Annotated in this window: 14 protein-coding genes and 1 tRNA gene; 14 read left to right on the forward strand and 1 reads right to left on the reverse strand. The window is 38.3% G+C overall.

Annotated features, from left to right (window positions below; translation table 11 throughout):
• Window positions 1–19: 19 nt before the first annotated feature.
• From B045_RS0108635 to B045_RS0108700, 14 genes are all read left to right on the forward strand, one after another.
• Window positions 20–1,243: a tetratricopeptide repeat protein gene (locus B045_RS0108635; protein WP_044067706.1), complete on the forward strand. Its 1,224-nt coding sequence runs from the start codon at window positions 20–22 to the stop codon at window positions 1,241–1,243.
• Between the two features lie 118 nt (window positions 1,244–1,361).
• Window positions 1,362–2,372, forward strand: coding sequence for a tetratricopeptide repeat protein (locus tag B045_RS0108640; RefSeq protein ID WP_018463873.1), 1,011 nt, complete (start codon window positions 1,362–1,364; stop codon window positions 2,370–2,372).
• Window positions 2,372–3,562 (forward strand): CDC27 family protein, encoded by a 1,191-nt coding sequence (locus B045_RS0108645; protein WP_025883396.1) that lies wholly within the window; start codon window positions 2,372–2,374, stop codon window positions 3,560–3,562. Before B045_RS0108640 ends, B045_RS0108645 begins: the two co-directional genes overlap by 1 nt.
• Window positions 3,559–4,878, forward strand: coding sequence for a DEAD/DEAH box helicase (locus B045_RS0108650; protein WP_018463875.1), 1,320 nt, complete (start codon window positions 3,559–3,561; stop codon window positions 4,876–4,878). The genes B045_RS0108645 and B045_RS0108650 overlap by 4 nt, the downstream gene beginning before the upstream one ends.
• Before the next feature lie 198 nt (window positions 4,879–5,076).
• Entirely contained in the window at window positions 5,077–6,150 is a 1,074-nt protein-coding gene (gene serC / locus B045_RS0108655; protein ID WP_018463876.1) for a 3-phosphoserine/phosphohydroxythreonine transaminase, read from the forward strand.
• Window positions 6,151–6,215: 65 nt separating this feature from the next.
• Window positions 6,216–7,133, forward strand: coding sequence for an NAD(P)-dependent oxidoreductase (locus B045_RS0108660; protein ID WP_018463877.1), 918 nt, complete (start codon window positions 6,216–6,218; stop codon window positions 7,131–7,133).
• A gap of 107 nt (window positions 7,134–7,240) precedes the next feature.
• A complete protein-coding gene (locus tag B045_RS0108665) occupies window positions 7,241–8,488 on the forward strand; it encodes a DUF1015 domain-containing protein (RefSeq protein ID WP_018463878.1) in 1,248 nt (415 codons plus the stop codon).
• A complete protein-coding gene (locus B045_RS0108670) occupies window positions 8,489–9,082 on the forward strand; it encodes an IMPACT family protein (RefSeq protein ID WP_018463879.1) in 594 nt (197 codons plus the stop codon). It begins immediately after the preceding gene.
• Window positions 9,083–9,172: 90 nt separating this feature from the next.
• A tRNA-Ser gene (locus tag B045_RS0108675) sits at window positions 9,173–9,261 on the forward strand.
• A 254-nt stretch (window positions 9,262–9,515) separates the two neighbouring features.
• The gene (locus tag B045_RS14470) at window positions 9,516–10,055 is read left to right on the forward strand and encodes an RNA polymerase sigma factor (RefSeq protein WP_018463880.1); all 540 of its coding nucleotides are present in this window, start codon (window positions 9,516–9,518) and stop codon (window positions 10,053–10,055) included.
• A gap of 21 nt (window positions 10,056–10,076) precedes the next feature.
• Window positions 10,077–11,057 (forward strand): FecR family protein, encoded by a 981-nt coding sequence (locus B045_RS0108685; protein WP_018463881.1) that lies wholly within the window; start codon window positions 10,077–10,079, stop codon window positions 11,055–11,057.
• Window positions 11,058–11,168: 111 nt separating this feature from the next.
• Entirely contained in the window at window positions 11,169–14,699 is a 3,531-nt protein-coding gene (locus B045_RS0108690; RefSeq protein ID WP_018463882.1) for a SusC/RagA family TonB-linked outer membrane protein, read from the forward strand.
• 22 nt (window positions 14,700–14,721) lie between these two features.
• Entirely contained in the window at window positions 14,722–16,128 is a 1,407-nt protein-coding gene (locus B045_RS0108695) for a RagB/SusD family nutrient uptake outer membrane protein (protein ID WP_025883402.1), read from the forward strand.
• 13 nt (window positions 16,129–16,141) lie between these two features.
• On the forward strand, window positions 16,142–17,242 hold the full coding sequence (locus tag B045_RS0108700; protein ID WP_025883403.1) for a TlpA family protein disulfide reductase: 1,101 nt from the start codon (window positions 16,142–16,144) through the stop codon (window positions 17,240–17,242).
• A gap of 268 nt (window positions 17,243–17,510) precedes the next feature.
• Here the strand turns inward: B045_RS0108700 and B045_RS0108705 are convergent, their stop codons facing one another.
• Window positions 17,511–18,845 carry an NADP-specific glutamate dehydrogenase gene (locus B045_RS0108705; protein ID WP_018463885.1) on the reverse strand — a complete coding sequence of 445 codons (1,335 nt, stop codon included), beginning with the start codon at window positions 18,843–18,845 and terminating at the stop codon, window positions 17,511–17,513.
• Between the last annotated feature and the right edge of the window lie 93 nt (window positions 18,846–18,938).

Genomic DNA, 18,938 nt, shown 5'->3' on the forward strand with positions numbered 1-18,938 from the left:
TTAATATAAAAACGTAATTATGAGAAAGTTAATGATCGCAGCTTTGATGCTACTAGGTACATCTGCTGCTTTTGCCGGCGACAGCGAACCTTTGAAGGCGATACTTAAGGCAAAGACTTATGCTGATGCAGAAACACTGCTGAAGACTAACTTGAACCAGTTGGTTAATGACGCAGAAAAGGCAAAGGCTTACAATAAACTTGTTGATTTGGCAATGGAAAAAGTCACCAAGGAGCAAGCTACAATTACTTCTAATCAGATGGCAAAGCAGTTTGGTCAGGGTAAGGAAGTTGCTTATGATACAACAGGTTACAACAATGCACTTTTTGATGCAATCAACAGTGCTATAGTTTGTAATGAGTTTGACCAGAAGCCAAACGATGGTGGTAAAATCAAACCTAAGTTTGAGTCTTCAAACGCTACTCGCCTATACGGTTTGCGTGCAAACCTTATCAATGCCGGACAGGCTGCAGGTCAGAAGAATGACCAAGCTACTGCATTGAAATACTTTGGTATGTATGTAGAGAGTGCTGTTAACCCATTGTTTAAGAGCATTGACCGTACAAAGATGCCTGATCAGTATCTAGGTGAGGTTGCTCGTGTAGCTGGTGTTTATGCTTTCCAGAACAAACAATTGGACTTGGCAAATAAGTATGTAGACGTAGCTATGAAGGACACAGCCGTTTATAAGGATGCTCTTAACTTGAAGATGTATCTTATGCAGCAGGGCTTGAAGTCAAAGGCTGATTCTATTCAGTATGTTGAGACTTTGAAAGGTCTTTATGCTAAAGATTCAAAGAACGACCAGATTTTTGCAACACTTGTAAACATGTATGGTAGTCTTAAGATGACAGCTGATCAGGATAAGATCATTGCTGACAAAATAGCTGCTGAGCCTGAGAATTCTATCGCATGGGCTTTGAAGGGACAGAACTTTATGAACACAAACAAGCCAGAACAGGCTGTAGAGTGCTTCAAAAAGGCTATCATAAAGGATGATAAGAATGTTGTTGTTCTTACATATCTAGGTTTCTGTCTTAATGCACAGGCTGGTTCTATCAACGGTAACAAGGTTGAGCAGCAGAAACTTTACAAAGAAAGCCAAGACTACTTGGAGAAAGCACGTAGCTTGGATCCAAACCGCGAGAAGGCTAACTGGAGTTATCCTCTTTACTCTGTTTATTACAGCCTTTATGGCGCAACAGACAGCCGTACAAAGGAAATGGAATCTTTGAACAAGTAATTTTTTTTAATAAAAATAGAGCATTACCGTGGAGTTTTCCTCCATAGGTTATGCTCTATTTATCTTTATGAAACACAGTTTTCTTATAATAACAATATCATTTTGTATGTCATCGTTTATGACGTGCTTTGGGCAGGATATGCAGAATACTGCAAAACGACTAAACACAGAAATAGACAATATGCTTAATGATATGCCGTCGATAAGTGATGACACATTATCATATTATGAAAGTGTGGTTAAACTCATGAAAACGGCTGTGTTATGTGATTACTTCGATTCAAAAGCTGATTCAAAAGGCAAAATAAAATTACATTATAGACATGACAATTCAAAACGATTGTCAAAGTTTCTATCTCCACTGATCGATGCTGGAATGTATGAATATAGTCGCAGGAAAAACGACGATGCCATGGAAATCTTTAAGTTGTATCTTGATTGCACCGATGGACCTCTGTTCCAAAAGGAAAACCAGAATGTTGGACTTGTCGCATATTATGTGAGTCTGCTTTCTTTTGGAAAAGAGGATTATGATAATGCCAAACGTTACGCAGACTTGGCTTTAAAGGATGCAAATTTTGCACACGATGCAGCTGAAATAAAGATTAACTGCATTAGCAAGCAACTTGTGACGAAAGCAGATTCGTTGAAGTATGTATCAGAGTTGATTGATCTTTATGATAAGATGCCTGAGAATACAGCATATTTTAAAATGCTTGCTGATTATTTTTCTGTACATGGACATGAATGTGAAGTGTTGCAGTTTGCAGTAAGTGAAACAGAAAAGCATCCTGAAAATAGACTGGCATGGATGTTGAAAGGCGGAGCTGAACAGAAAAATAAGCATTGGAGTAAGGCTATCGATAGTTTTAAACATGCGTGGGACATTGATAGTACTTATGTGCCGGCAGTATATAACATAGGTAAATGTTATTTTGATGATGCCAAACTGTTGAAGGACAGTTTACAAGGCAGCAAACTTCGGTTTAGAAAAACTGATGATATTAAATATAGAGAGTTATTACAAAACGCAAAGAAATGGCTTGTTGAAACTTCGATACTAGATCCTAAACAGGATGTAGTGGAGTGGAAGCAAATGCTTGAATATATTAATAAGGTTATAAGATAATGAGAAAGTATATTTTATACATGTTGATATTTTTTCTGCCACAGTGTGTAATGGGGCAGAAAAAGGCCATATCGCAGGCTCGCGATTTTATAAAGAGCGGAAGTAGTCTTGATAATGCAGAAAAGCTTATGACTGATTTGCTGAAAGACTCAACAAATAGGGATAATGAAAAAATATGGATGACCCTTTTTGAGGCTCAGCAGAAACAGTACGAGCAGGGTAACGAGAAACTATATCTGAAGCAGAAATATGATACGGCGTCTCTGTTTAATCTTACAAAAAGGATATTCACTACGTTGGAAGGATTGGATTCTTTAGATATGAAACCTGATGCAAAGGGACGAATTAAGTTAAAATATCGTGATCATAGTGCGGAACTTCTTAATCAATATAGATCAAACCTCTATTATGGAGGTATATATTTTATAAAGAAACAGGACTACTTGCGAGCTTATGATTTCTTTAATACTTATATTGCTTGCTCTGTCAATCCGATGTTTGCGAAATACAAATATGCTTCCCATGATAAGAATCTTCCTCAGGCAGCATATTGGGCTGTGTATTGTGGATATAAGCAGAAAAATCCTCAAGCAACCCTTAGACATACTTATCTGGCACTGAAAGATACAGCGCATGCGAATTTGATGCTGCAATATCTTGCAGAGACATATAAACTTGAGAACGATACTGTAAGATACATTAAGACATTATGGGATGGTTTTGAAAAATACCCTACATTCTCATTCTTCTTTCCTCGACTTATTGATAATTATGTGCAGCAGAATCAATATGATGAGGCTTTGAAAATATGCGATACAGCTTTGAAGTCAGATAGCACCAGTGTGTTATTCAGATATGCCAAGAGTAATGTTCTTTTGTTACAAGGTAAGTATTCTGAGTGTCTTGATATATCTAAAAGTCTTATTGCTAAGAATGACACTCTTGCTGATGCATATCTGAATGCTGGTCTTTCATGGTTTAATCAAGCCGTGGAATTAGACAAGAACTTACAGATGAGTCAGAAAAAACGAAATAAAATATTAGACTGCTATCGCAATGCAATGCCGTATCTTGAGAGATATAGAGCACTTGCACCAGAACAGAAAAGCAAATGGGCTTTACCATTATATACCATATACTTAAATCTGAATATGGGTAAGCAGTTTGATGAAATAGATAAATTATTATGAATATAGATAAGATTATAAATAAACTCAATATTGAGTTGAACGTCATGCAGCAGGCTACAGTAGATGCCTTGCTTAATGGCAAAGATGATATAGTACTTCTTTCACCTACGGGTTCAGGAAAGACTCTTTCATACCTTCTTCCACTTTCTCAACTTGTAGATGCAAGTAGTGACGAAGTGCAGGCAGTTGTTGTTGTTCCTGGACGTGAACTTGCTTTGCAGTCTGCTAATGTACTTAAAGACATGGGAAGTGGACTTCGTGGAATGGCTTGCTATGGCGGTCGCCCTACGATGGATGAGCATAGAAAGTTGCGTGAGGTGAAACCACAGATCGTCTTTGCAACACCAGGAAGACTAAATGATCATCTTGATAAGTTGAATATATTATCAGACAATATTAAATATCTTGTACTTGATGAATTTGACAAGTGTCTTGAAATGGGTTTCCACGACGAGATGCAGTCTTTAATTTCCAAATTGCCTAGTGATGTAAGAAGTATTCTTCTTTCGGCAACACCAGCTGAGGAACTGAAAGACCAGAAAATCATTAATAACAAGTTTACTACACTCAACTTCCTTCCTGATTCTGAGCAGGTTCCTGATCGTGTGCACATATACAAAGTGGAAAGCCCAGAGAAGGATAAGCTGGAGACATTGCGACAATTGTTGTTGACATTTGGAAACCAGAGCAGTATCGTATTCCTCAATTTCCGAGATTCTGTTGAGCGTACAGCCGAATTCCTTAGTGATGCAGGATTCAGCATAAGCTTCTTTCATGGAGGAATGGAACAGAAACAGCGTGAAGACGCACTTTATAAATTCTCTAACGGAAGTGCGAATGTGTTCGTAAGTACTGATCTCGCTAGCCGTGGACTTGATATTCCTGATATTGACAATATCGTACACTATCACATACCAGAAAGTGAAGACGGATACATTCATCGTGTAGGAAGAACAGCGCGTTGGGATAAAATGGGACGTAGTTTCTTTATATTAAATTCACAAGAGCATGTGCCTGAGTATGTAGATGCAGAAGTTGATAATTACGAAATACCAGAAGAATTGCCAAAGCCTGCATTGCCTAAGATGTCTACAATATATATAGGAAAAGGCAAAAAAGACAAGATAAGTAAAGGTGATATTGTTGGATTTTTATGCAAGAATGCGGGACTTAAAAAAGATGAGATAGGCAAGATTGATGTTCAGGATAGATTCGCTTATGCTGCCGTTGCAAGGCAAAAACTTCAGACTGTATTGAAGCAGACGAGCGGAGAGAAAATTAAAGGAGTAAAAACTATTGTAGAGGAAGTGAGATAAAAAATTCACGTATTAGTGTATTAATATTCGCTTTTGCTGAAGAAAAATATAGAAGTATGTTACAAATTGAAAGAAATAAGACGCAATCGCTAAATTATTGCTAAATAATTTGTCCAACTAAAAATAAAAGTGTAATTTCGCATGCGTAAAAACTAAAAATTATCACGTAATTGATAAATCTTTAAAAAATACATTCAGATGAAGAAGTACAACTTTAATGCAGGTCCATCAATTCTTCCACGTGAGGTAATTGAGAACACAGCTAAGCAAATTTTGGATTTCAATGGCAGCGGTCTTTCATTAATGGAGATTAGCCATCGTGCTAAGGATTTCCAACCCGTTGTTGACGAGAGTGTAGCCTTGTTTAAGGAACTATTAGATATTCCAGAAGGCTATTCTGTAATTTTTCTTGGTGGTGGTGCGTCCTTGCAGTTCATGCAGATACCGGCAAACTTCTTGATTAAGAAAGCAGCTTATGTTAATTCCGGTGTATGGGCAAAGAAGGCTATTAAAGAGGCTAAACATTTTGGAGAGGTTATAGAGGTCGCTTCATCGGCTGATGCTAATTATACTTTCTATCCAAAAGGCTTTGAATCTAAAGTACCTGCAGATGTTGATTACTTGCACATATGTACAAATAATACAATTTACGGAACAGAAATTCGCAAGGATTTAGATGTAAATGTTCCTCTTATCGCTGATATGAGTTCTGATATTATGAGTCGCCCTATTGATGTTAGCAAATATAAAGCTATCTATGCTGGTGCTCAGAAGAATATTTCTATGGCTGGTGTTACTGTTATTATCGTTAAGGATGATGAACTTGGAAAAGCTCCAAGAGAATTGCCTACAATGATGGATTATCGCACTCATGTAGATAAGGGCTCTATGTTTAACACTCCTCCTGTTGTTCCAATCTATTCTATGATGGAAAACTTGAGATGGTTGAAGAAGAATGGTGGTCTTGAGGCTGCTGATAAGCGTGCTCAAGAGCGTGCAGAGACAATGTACACAGAGATTGACCGCAATAAGTTATTCAAGGGTACTGTTGAGAATGATTCTCGTTCATTGATGAATATTTGCTTCGTAATGAATGATGAATATGCTGAACTTGAAAAGCCGTTCTTAGAATTTGCTACAGAGCGTGGTATGGTTGGTGTTAAGGGTCACCGTTCTGTTGGTGGTTTCCGTGCAAGTTGCTATAATGCAATGACAATGGAAGGTGTGAACGCCCTTGTTCAAGCCATGAAGGATTTTGAAGCAAAATATTAATAATAATAATCAGAGTAATAGGGCGAATTTTGATTCGCCCTATATTCATTTAATAATACAAGACTATGAAAGTTTTAGTTGCAACAGAAAAACCTTTCGCAGCTGCAGCTGTTGAAGGTATAAAAAAAGAAGTTGAAGCAGCAGGTAATGAACTTGCTTTGCTTGAAAAATATACAGATAAGGCTCAGTTGCTTGATGCTGTTAAAGATGCAGACGCAATGATTATCCGTTCTGACAAAGTTGATGCAGAAGTGCTTGAGGCTGCAAAGAGCTTGAAGATAGTTGTTCGTGCAGGTGCAGGATATGATAATATTGATCTTGCTGCCGCAACAGCTAATAATGTTGTTGCTGAGAATACTCCTGGACAGAATTCAAACGCTGTAGCTGAATTGGTATTCGGATTGTTGGTTTATACAGTTCGTAACTTTTATAATGGCAAAGCTGGTTCTGAACTCAAGGATAAGAAAATCGGTATATTGGCATTTGGTAATGTAGGTCGTAATGTTGCACGTGTGGCAAAAGGCTTTGGTATGGATGTTTATGCTTTTGATGCTTTCTGTCCTGCAGACGTTATTGAAGCTGCTGGTGTACACGCTGTAAAGAGTCAAAACGAATTGTTTCAGACTTGTGACATCGTTTCTCTTCACATTCCTGCTACTCCAGAGACTATAAAGAGCATTAATTACGCAACTGTAAATCAAATGCCTAAGGGTGGTATCTTAATCAATACTGCACGTAAAGAAGTAATCAATGAGCCTGAACTTATAAAATTGCTTGCTGAGCGTGAGGACTTGAAATACATTACAGACATCAAGCCTGATGCAGATGAGGATTTTAAGAAGTTTGAAGGTCGTTATTTTTCAACACCTAAGAAGATGGGTGCGCAGACAGCAGAGGCAAATGTAAATGCTGGTATCGCTGCCGCAAAGCAGATTAATGCTTTCTTTAAGGATGGTTGTACAAAGTTTAAGGTAAACAAGTAATATTTACTTATATATCCTACCCATGTCTCTTTAATTGTAATCATGACATGGGTAGGATTTTTTTTATTCATACATTATTTTTCATACACTAATTTTGATCCGTTACCATGGCAATTATTAAACCTTTCAGGGGAGTACGCCCTCCAAGAAATCTTGTTGAGCAGATAGAGAGTCGCCCTTATGATGTTCTTGATTCAGAAGAGGCTCGTGATGAAGCTGGCACAAATGAAAAAAGTCTGTATCATATTATAAAACCCGAAATCAATTTTGCTCCTGGCACAAGTGAATATGACGCTAGAGTATATGAGAGTGCTGCTGAAAATTTCGACAAGTTTCAAAAGAATGGATGGCTGCTACAAGATGATAATGACCATTATTACATTTATGCACAGACAATGAATGACAAAACTCAGTATGGGTTGGTTGTAGGTGCATATGTTAATGACTATCTTAACGGAGTGATAAAGAAGCATGAACTTACTCGTCGTGACAAGGAAGAAGATAGAATGAAGCATGTGCGTGTTTGCAATGCTAATGTCGAACCTGTATTCTTTGCTTATCCAGATAATAAAGTTCTGGATGCACTCATAAATAAGTATGCTGTTACAGAACCCGAATATGATTTTATAGCTCCTATTGATGGCTTTAGGCATCAGTTCTGGGTTGTGTCTGATGATGCTGATATCACTGTTATCACAGAAGAGTTTGGCAAGATGCAGAGTCTTTATATAGCAGACGGACATCATCGTTCGGCAGCTGCGGCACTTGTTGGTGCTGAGAAGGCAAAGCAGAATATTAACCATACAGGTAAAGAGGAATATAATTATTTTATGGCTGTATGCTTTCAGTCTAGTCAATTGACAATTCTTGATTATAATAGGGTAGTGAAAGACTTGAACGGTTTGACTTCAGAGCAATTTATCGAGGCTTTAAAAAAGAGTTTCAAAGTTACTTTGATTGGAGACGAAGAATATAAGCCAAAGCAGTTACATGAGTTCTCGCTGTATCTTGACGGTAAATGGTATAGTTTGATCGCAAATAATGATACCTATGATGACAAGGATCCAATTGGGGTTTTAGATGTAGATATTTCTAGCAGATTAATTCTTGATGATATACTAGGAATAAAGGATTTACGTTCTGATAAAAGAATTGATTTTGTTGGAGGATTGCGTGGTCTGAAAGAATTGAAACGTCGCGTTGATAATGGAGAAATGCGTATGGCCTTAGCTTTATATCCAGTCAGCATGCAACAGATCATGGATATTGCCGACAGTGGTAAGATTATGCCCCCCAAGGCTACTTGGTTTGAACCAAAGTTGCGTAGCGGCTTAGTTATTCATAAATTACAATAAATGACAGAAGATCAATATAAAACTATAGATAATACAATAATAGGCGAGGGATGTTACACTGAAAAGAGAAGTAAGTTTCTCGCTTTCGCTCATCACATAGAATCGGTTGATGAAGTAAAGGAAATAATTGCTGTGTATCGTAGGAAATACTATGATGCACGGCATTGTTGTTATGCTTACATGCTTGGACCTGATAGGGAAGAATTTAGAGCAAATGATGATGGTGAACCAAGTTCTACAGCAGGAAAACCCATATTAGGTCAGATAAATAGTGCTGAACTTACTGATATCCTTATCGTTGTAGTGAGATATTATGGAGGAGTGAATCTTGGTACAGGTGGATTAATTGTTGCTTATCGTGCTGCTGCAGCTGAAGCTATATCCAATGCTAATATAGAAATACGTCAAGTTGAGGAAACAATAAAGTATGATTTCACTTATCCGATGATGAACGATGTGATGCGAATAGTTAAGGAACTTCAACCCAAAATTATTGACCAGAAGTTTGATAACACGTGTAGTATAACATTACGAATTCGTAAAAGCGAGGCAGAGTTGTTGAAAAGCAGATTAAAGAAACTTTCTTTTGAATAGTGTATGTGTAATATCTGTTAAATACGATAACTTCAATTATTCTTGATAGTCTGTTTCCGTTTTTTTTATTACTTTTGCATGACATTTATTGGAAGATTGGCAGAGTGACCGAATGCGCTGGACTCGAAATCCGGTATACCCTTTTCGGGGTATCGGGGGTTTGAATCCCTCATCTTCCGCAAAGCAGAAATTAACAATATTGTCTGCATCATCATCTATCATAGTTATCAAAAAAGACAAAACAACTGAAAAAAATCTGTTGCTTTACTAATGACTTTGATATGAAATTAAATTAGATGATAAATTAAAGATCGTCAATGATTGGAAAATAGATCTGTTTAACAGTAGCAAATAAACTTTAGCCTTTATTTGCCAGTTCTCTGAATAATTCGTATTTTTGCACATTTAGGAATAATTTGAAATAAGATTTTTAATGTATTCGGCTAAACAACGTGATGATTTCAGACATTTGTTTACTAAGGAGTATAAACATCTGTATTATTATTCTTTACAGATAACTAGACAACCCGAAGCAAGCAAGGATATCGTGAGTGAAGTGTTTGCTCGCGTATGGGAGCATTGGGCTGATTGGCAGCAGGAAAATATGTCAAGTCTGCTTATGGTGGCAGTTCGCCGTAAGTGTATAGACTTCTTGCGCAGTAATGTTGTTGCTTCAAAATATGCCAAATACTATATCCGATCTGTGGATGAAGCTTATGTACAGGATTCTGTACATTATAATCAGCAGTTACAGATAGAAGCCATGATGAAGTTGCTGCCTGAACCCACTCGTACTATACTGTATAAATGTTATGTTGAACATTTGAAATATGATGATGTGGCAAAGCAGTTGGGAATTCATCATGACACCGTAAAACGGCATATCATGAAGGCTCTTAAGATGTTGCGTGATAAGTATGCCGGTAAAAGCCCAGATGATATTGCCACCGATTTTGAGCCTGAAACGTATTAATACATAGACAACTGATAAATTATGAAAGATATTACTAGTGAGGATATTGCCATGAAGGTAATGAAATCCACAACAGAAAAGGTGGAATTATCAGAAGAGGAAGTTTCTATGTTGGAGAATGATGAGGAAACGCAGAAAAGTCTCCAGTTACTTGCAGCAGCACAGCGTAGTATGTTGGAAGCCACTATGCCTGTTCCTGATGTAAATGGTGAATTGGCGAAAATCATAAATGAGGAGGATGAAAATGAAACTTCTGAACACCATAATTTTAAGGGATATATTATAAGTGCTGTTGTTGGGGCTGCCGCCATGATAGCATTGGTCTTAGGTTATAATTATTTTTCTAGTATAGGTGAATCTGCGGATAAAATATCTAAAGTGGAAACTGGAAGTGGTGAGACGATGACAATAAATCTGGCAGATGGAACTGAAATCATTCTTAATGATAACAGTTCTATAGAATACCCTCATGGTTTTACGGGAACAGACAGAATAGTAAAACTATCAGGAGAGGCTCTTTTTAAAGTAAGCAAAAACAAGCATCATCCTTTTATTGTTGAGACGGATCAAATTAGGACACGTGTGCTAGGAACTGTTTTTGACGTGAAGGCATATCCAGGTATGGAAGCATCGGTGGCTCTTGTTGAGGGTAAGGTGGAAGTGAAAAATATGTCTTCAGGCAAAGTCACGAATATAATTCCCGGTCAGCAGTATAGAATGAATATGGCTGGTAAGGCAGATATAAAGAAGGTAAATACTGATGAAACTACAGCTTGGAGCGACGGCGTGTTTTATTATGATAACAAGCGATTGGAAGACATTATGTATGCTCTTGGCAGATGGTATAATAGAAAAGTGGTGTTTAAGGATTCTACACTTAAAGATATAAGGCTTAATTTTGCGGCTGAACGTAAGGGTAGCATTCAAGAAACTGTTGAACTGCTTAATAGTCTTGGAAAAGTGAAAGTGACACTAGATAATGAAAAAATAGTGATAGAGTGAAACTAAAATGATGAAAAACGAAGCATTTTGATATTTTTTTCTTCTTTTGTTGCCACCATTTCTCATTTATCAACGTATCTATTAATGTTCACACAAAATAGACTTTAATTTATGGTAAAAAAGAAGAGACTTTTGTTGTGGCTTGTTACAGTCACATTATGTTTTGCCACACCGATTTTACATGCAGAAGAGCAACAGCCCAAAAATGCTATTACGCTTTCATTACGCGGTGAATCGATGGCAAGTGCACTGAAGATAGTGCAGAAACAATCAGGATGGAAAATTTTATATGTTGTAGACGACGTCAAGGGCTATACTGTTGATGCCAACATTAGCAACGCAACAGCAGAGGAAGCAGTTGCTAAAATTTTGAGTGGCAAGCCTTTTACATATTCTGTCAAGGGGAAATTTATCAGTATCGCGTACAAGGCGACAAAAAAACAGGATAAAAAAGAAACAGGAGTAAACAGACTCAGACCAATATCTGGTGTGATAACAGATGAAAGCGGTGAAACGCTTATCGGAGCTTCTGTTAATGTTCCTGGCTCACCTTATGGTACTATTACGGGAACAGATGGAAGGTATGAACTCCTGATTCCTGAAAACTGTAACGACGTACAGGTTAGTTATGTCGGAATGCGTACGTCTAGGGTGAAGGTGGGACGCAATGAAAATGTTAATTTTGTGATGACCGCAGACCATACAACTATTGATGAAGTTGTGGTAACTGGTTACCAGACTCTTTCAAAAGAGCGTTCTACCGGTTCTTTTTCTAAGGTTACGGCTGAGGATCTTCAGAGTAAACGAATGAATACAATATCTAGTTTACTCGAAGGAGAAGTGGCGGGATACAACGATGGACTTATACGTGGCGTGACAACTATGAATGCCACGAAAACACCGCTGTATGTCATTGATGGTTTTCCCGTAGAGAATACCAAAATGGGGGTGTATGGTTCTTTGGAAGAAGGACTGCCTGATGTCAATGTTGATGATATAGAGAGTATCACAGTTCTAAAGGACGCTGCTGCCGCAAGTATATACGGAGCGCGTGCTGCCAATGGTGTCATTGTTATTACAACTAAGCATAGAACCAGTATAACTAATAAGACGGATGTTTCTTTTAGTACCACATTGACTTGGCATCCTTATAAAGTCTATACCGGCAATATAGCTGATTCTAAACTTGTTGTGGACTTGGAGAAGGAATGGGCATCACAAAATACTAATCTTTCAGGAAATAATGCCGCAAGTTATGCGCAGAATCTTCTTGATTATAAGGTTTATCCAAGCGCAGGTATTACCAGTATTCTTAATTATTATGCTGGCAATACATCCCAAACCGATATGGAACAGACGCTGAACAATCTTTCTTCAAAAGGGTATAACTATTATGATCAGATGGCAAAATATGCTAAGCGTGATCCTTTGTATCAGCAGTATAACCTTGGAATTGTCAGCAATACAGGCAAGAATATGTTCAAGGCTGATGTCACCTACCGTCACGATGCGAATGAGGATAGGTATAGTGGTAGCCAGTGGCTTGGGCTGAACCTAGCCAATACCACTCAGTTTACAAAGTGGCTTTCTCTTGATATGGGGGCTTATATGAAATTTTCTCAGGATAATGCGCAGGGATATAATGTCATGAGTCCGGGTTATAGTATATTTCCTTATGATGATTTGGTAAATTCTGACGGCAGCAATTATACAAAGACTCAGAATAGTTACCTGAGTACAGAGACTGTTAATTTGATAAACAAGTATGGACTGTATAATCTTGACATTACTCCTCTGGATGAACTCAATCGCAATACTGCTGTAACAAAGGGTTTTAACGTCAGAGCTTATACAAGATTGAATATAGAATTAACCTCTTGGCTGAAATATTCAGCTTCATTCCAATATGAGCGTTCGTCGTATAAATATGAGCAAATAGGTGACAAGCAGAGTCTTACCACCAGAAACGAGGTTGATAATTTTGCTTACGACAAAAATGGCTCTGCTGTTTATGCTATTCCTTATGGAAATATTTTTAACCGCAGAGATCAGTATGTGAGAGCTCTCAACTTTCGTCAGCAGTTGGACTTCAATAAGACTTTTGGAAATGTGCATAACGTTGTTGCCATCTTGGGTACAGAGACTCGTGATACCAAGATTGATATGCATCGCAACCAATTGTTCAACTATGACACGGATATGCTAAGTTCAGGACTTGTAGATGAAACTTCCCTTGTTTCCGGATTTACAGGAATTCTGGGAAACTACAGTTATCTACAGGCTACAGATCTGAACGCCTCTTATGAGAATATCAACCGTTTTGTATCAATATATGGTAATGCTTCGTATACTTATGATGACCGCTATACAGTAACCGGAAGTCTACGATGGGACCGTTCTAATCTCTGGGGTACTAGCAGTAAGTTTCAAAACAAACCCACATGGAGCCTTGGTGGCGGTTGGATTATCAGCAAGGAAAAATGGTTTGACGCTCCTTGGGTGAATTATCTGAAGCTGCGTGTCAGTGATGGTATTGGTGGTAATGTGTCTAAAAATTCAGCTCCATATTTGGTGGCATCTTACTATACTAATAATAATGTGGGTGGAAAATATGGATCTGTATCTTCACGCCCGAATCCAAAACTTTCTTGGGAAAAGACTAACACCTTTAATGTGGGTGTGGACTTTGCGTTGCTTGGCAATAGACTCAATGGTACTTTGGAATATTACAATAAGAAGGGTACAGACTTGCTTGCCAGCACTATGGGTGTGCCAACGGAAGGATTTGGCTACAGCACATATACTATAAACAACGGCGAAATGAACAACCGTGGCTTTGAGGCATCTCTTAAAGGTTTAATCCTGCATAGTCAGGACTGGCGTATTTCTGCCAATACCACTTTTGGCTATAACAAGAATAAGGTAACCTACGTGAATGTGAAGGCACCTGTGTATTATCTTGCTCTAGACTATGCGTCATCTTATCCTACTATAGGATATGAATACAATGCTATATTCGGATATAAATGGGCTGGACTAAGTTCTCAGGGACTTCCACAAGTGTATGATGAAAAAGGAGAAATAACAAGTCATCAACCAACTAATCTAGAATCTCTTCAATATATGGGAACTACTGTTCCAAAATATAATGGTTCTTTTGGTGCTGAGATTTCATATAAGAACTTTGATTTCAACATTCTGTTTACTTATGCCGGCGGAAATATAATGCGTAATGTCAATCCGGCATTCCTTACATGTTCTTATTCCCGTCTGGGATATATAACCAATATAGCCAGTGCTTCTTCAGCGCTTGCAGGTCGCTGGCAGAAAGCCGGTGATGAGGCTTACACGAATGTCCCAAGGGCTGTATTTGCTGAAAGCGGTTATTCGGCTTCAGAACTTTACAACGTGTATTACTATTCTTCACAGAACATATTGGATGCTGACTATCTGAAGCTTAGCAATATATCTCTTTCTTATCACATACCAGCTTCCGTATGTAGAAGGTTGTCTATGCAGAATGCCCGTGTTCAGGTGAATGTGGAAAATCCTTGTATGTGGACACATACCGATCAGGCTAAATACCAGCTAGGTGGTTATAATGCCACAAACTATATGGTAGGTTTATTCCTGAATTTCTAAACTAATAAAACAAGAAAATATGATGAAGACATATATTTCAACCATAATGACTGTTCTTGCGGCAGCTTTGCTGTTTACTTCGTGCAATGACTATCTTAACGAGAAACCCAAGGGGAAAAAGATTCCGACTACGCTTGCGGATTATGAGGCTTTTCTGCGTGACGAGTATGATGTTCACCGAATGGATGTCGGTCAGTCGTCTTATTTGCTTAACGACCGCTACCTCACTAATTCCAATGCAAGTTATTATCCTATGTATGCCGCCAACTACAATTGGGATACATCTGTAGACCGTGTTTATTATAACAATAGCGATGAGACTACGTATTACGCTGCTTATTCCGGTATCAACTACTGTAATCTTGTGATAGAGAATGCACCTACGGCAACAGAGGCAACAGATGCTAAAAAAAATGAAGTAATGGCATACGCCAAAGTACTTAGGACGATGCATTATTTTCTGTTGGCAAATTATTATGCTGACACTTATCAGAGTAGTTGTGCTGCAGAAACGCTCAGCGTACCTTTGATAACAAGCAGTGAAGTGGGGGCTTCTTACACTCAGGTTACGGTAAAGCAGATTTATGATTTCATGATAAATGATATCAACGAGGCTCTTCCATATCTTCCTGACATGGGCACCACGGTATTGCATCCTGGCAAGGGAGCTGCATACGCGATGCTAGCAAGGATATATTTGCAGATGATGGATTATACAGACGCTCTGGAATATGCTAACAAGGCTCTTGCCATAAATGACAAACTGATAGACTGGAATGATTTTTATAATGCTAACAAAAGCGTTATAGATGCTGTAAGTTCAGCTCAGACTTCACAGACTCCTCTTGGATTCAACAGTGTGGAAAGTTATAATTTCAACTATGGTAGTAGTTCTTCTGGTGCCAGAATCAATAATATGCCACAGTGGAGAGCAAAAATGTTTGAAGATGGTGATATTTATTTCAAGTGTAACTGGAAACTTTATACTGTTGGTTCTGAGACTTATTACCGTGGTATTACCACTGGAGCTATCAATTACAATGGCATGCGCACAGTGGAACAGTATCTCATAAAGGCGGAATGCTTGGCACGTAATAATCAGCTGGCTGAGGCAATGAATGTTCTCAATACAGTAAGAAAGCATACTGTCAGTACTGATAAGTATGTATCGCTTACAGCTTCGTCTATAGCAGAGGCTATCGGGTATATACGCAGAGAAAAGGATAATCTATTGATTTACAGTATCGTTCCTTTTGCTGATGCAAGGAGATATAACGCAGAGGGAATCTATACTCGCACGTTAAGCAAAGACAAAGACGGCAAGACCGTAACCCTTTCTCCTTCAAGTTATATGTGGACATTCCCGTTCCCTCAGGGAGCGATTAATAATGCTGGTAATGGCAGTATAACACAGAATGTTGAAAAGTAATAATATGAATATAATGAAAAAATTTTTAGTTTTACTAATTGCCTTTTCTGCCTGTGTGGCAGTGAACGCACAGTCTGTTGTTTCACTGAATATCAGTGGACTTCCTGATGGCACAGAGCTTGAAGCAGTGTATGCCTGCACGCATCAAAGTATTGAACCAGCTATTGCTGAAGCTAAAGTGATGAACGGTCAGTGTGTTGTCACGGTTCCGATGGATGAACCTCGCTATGTGGGATTCAAGGTCAATGGTTACAATGGTTATGTTGCTCAGCTAATGACTACCAAGGGAGAAACTCCTAAGGTTACAGCTACTGCTGAAAAAAATGTTACAGACAAGGGAACCTTTTATTATGGTTCTGGAGTCAAAGTTGTCAACAGTCCGCTTGAGGCTGAGTATATTAAAAAGATAGATGCCAAACGCAAATATCTGGATATTTTGTATGAAGCTTTTCATGATGGATATACAGACACAAAGAGTCAAGGTTATGCCGCTGCAGAGAAAAGCTTCTTTACAGAAGTAGAAAAAACTTATAAAGCTATTGCTGCCGACAACAAAGAATCATGGTGGGGACCATTCTCTATGTTGGCTCTGTATTCTTATTTCACAGAGCAAAACACGGCAGACTGGGCACAGTTTTCTACAGAAGCACAGCAGAGTTATTATGGTCAGTTGTTGAAGAAAAAGATTTCTCCAGAAGGACTTGTCGGTAAAGATTATCCGAAATTCAGTTTCACTGATGCTAAAGGTAAGGTTAATGAAGCTGCCAAGACAGTGAAAGGTAAAAAGATATTTCTTGTTGATTTCTGGGCAAGCTGGTGTGTGCCATGCCGTAAGGAAATTCCTAATCTGAAGAGTATCTATGCTGTCAACAGCAAGAAAGGACTCGAGATAATAAGTGTTTCTATAGACAAGAGTGAAGCAGCCTGGAAGAAAGCTCTTGAAAAGGAAAATCTGCCATGGCCTAATGGTATTGACAAGAGTGGTGTAGACGATTTGTATCATGTACAGGCTATTCCTGCAATATTTATTGTAGATGCAGTGACAGGCAAGGTGATTGGTGAGAACTTGCGTGGTGAAGAACTTGCTGCCAAGGTGACTGATTTGTTGAAGTAAGCATTGCTTTTTGCAAATTAAAATAAATAAGGGATGATATATATTGTCATCCCTTATTTTATGCTCGGCATGCATATCAACTAAAAGGTTATTACGCTTACATTAGTATGCGATCTTATATGATGAGTATGTCAAATGGTATCCTAAAAGAGGAACCGCGGTATGCTAAACTGCACGTACGATGGTGTGAGAGGTTGATAAATACGAAATAGGAGATAAATACCTATAATTAGTATTTACCTCCTAATTGATTTTTTTCAGTGAAAAATTATATTATACCTTGAGCAAGCATTGCTTTGGCAACCTTTAGGAAACCGGCAACATTTGCACCTTTCACATAATTAATATATCCATCAGGCTCAGTACCATATTTTACACAGTTGTCATGAATATCATCCATAATGGCGTGTAGTTTAGCATCAACTTCTTCACGTGTCCATTTAAGACGCTCTGAGTTCTGACTCATCTCAAGACCTGATACTGCAACACCACCTGCATTAGAAGCTTTTCCAGGACAATATAAAATCTTAGCGTCTTGGAATTGCTTGATAGCTGCAGGAACAGTTGGCATATTTGCGCCTTCGCTTACAGCGATAACGCCATTAGCAATAAGAACTTTAGCAGCTTCTTCGTTTATTTCGTTTTGTGTAGCACAAGGTGTAGCGATATCGCCTTTTTCAGACCAAGGTTTTGCTCCCTCTACATATTTAACTCCATATTTCTCAGCATATTCCTTAATGCGTCCGCGCTCTATATTCTTAAGTTCCATTACGTATGCAAGTTTCTTCTCGTCAATACCATTAGGATCATATATATAGCCGTCTGAATCAGATAAAGTAACTGGTTTTGCACCCAATTCAAGAAGTTTCTCAATTGTATACTGAGCTACATTTCCTGAACCAGAAACAAGTACGGTCTTACCTTTAATGTCTATGTTACGAGTCTTCAGCATATTCTGAAGAAAGTATACATTACCATATCCTGTAGCTTCAGGGCGGATAAGAGAACCACCGAATTCCTGACCTTTACCAGTAAGGATACCAACAAACTGGTGTGTTAGTTTTTTATACTGACCAAACATGTATCCAACTTCACGACCACCTACACCAATATCTCCAGCAGGAACATCTTCATTAGGTCCTATATGGCGATACAACTCTGTCATGAATGCTTGGCAGAAACGCATAACTTCAGCGTTGCTCTTGCCACGTGGTGAGAAGTCTGAACCACCTTTCGCTCCACCCATAGGGAGTGTTGTCAATGAATTCTTGAATGTCTGCTCGAATGCAAGAAACTTCAGTATTGATAAGGTTACTGATTTGTGGAAACGTAGACCTCCCTTGTAAGGACCGATACAATTGTTGTGCTGGACACGGTATCCCATGTTGGTCTGAACATGACCTTTATCGTCTACCCATGATACGCGGAATTCTATTAGGCGGTCTGGAATGCAAAGACGATCAATAATATTAGCTTTTTCAAATTCAGGATGCTTGTTATATTCATCCTCAATAGTTCCTAGTACTTGACTCACTGCCTGAATATATTCAGGTTCGTTAGGAAATCTGTTTTTCAGTTTTTCTACAACTTCTGTTGCTTTCATAATCTTTTTTCTTTTATTGGTTGGTTAAATTAAGTCTGCTCTATTTCTTTATTATTGCAAAGATATGTTTTTTTAGTTATAAAACAAACAGAT

Origin of the sequence: Segatella paludivivens DSM 17968 = JCM 13650, assembly GCF_000373185.1 — a bacterium.
In the GTDB taxonomy this organism is placed as follows: Bacteria; Bacteroidota; Bacteroidia; order Bacteroidales; family Bacteroidaceae; genus Prevotella; species Prevotella paludivivens.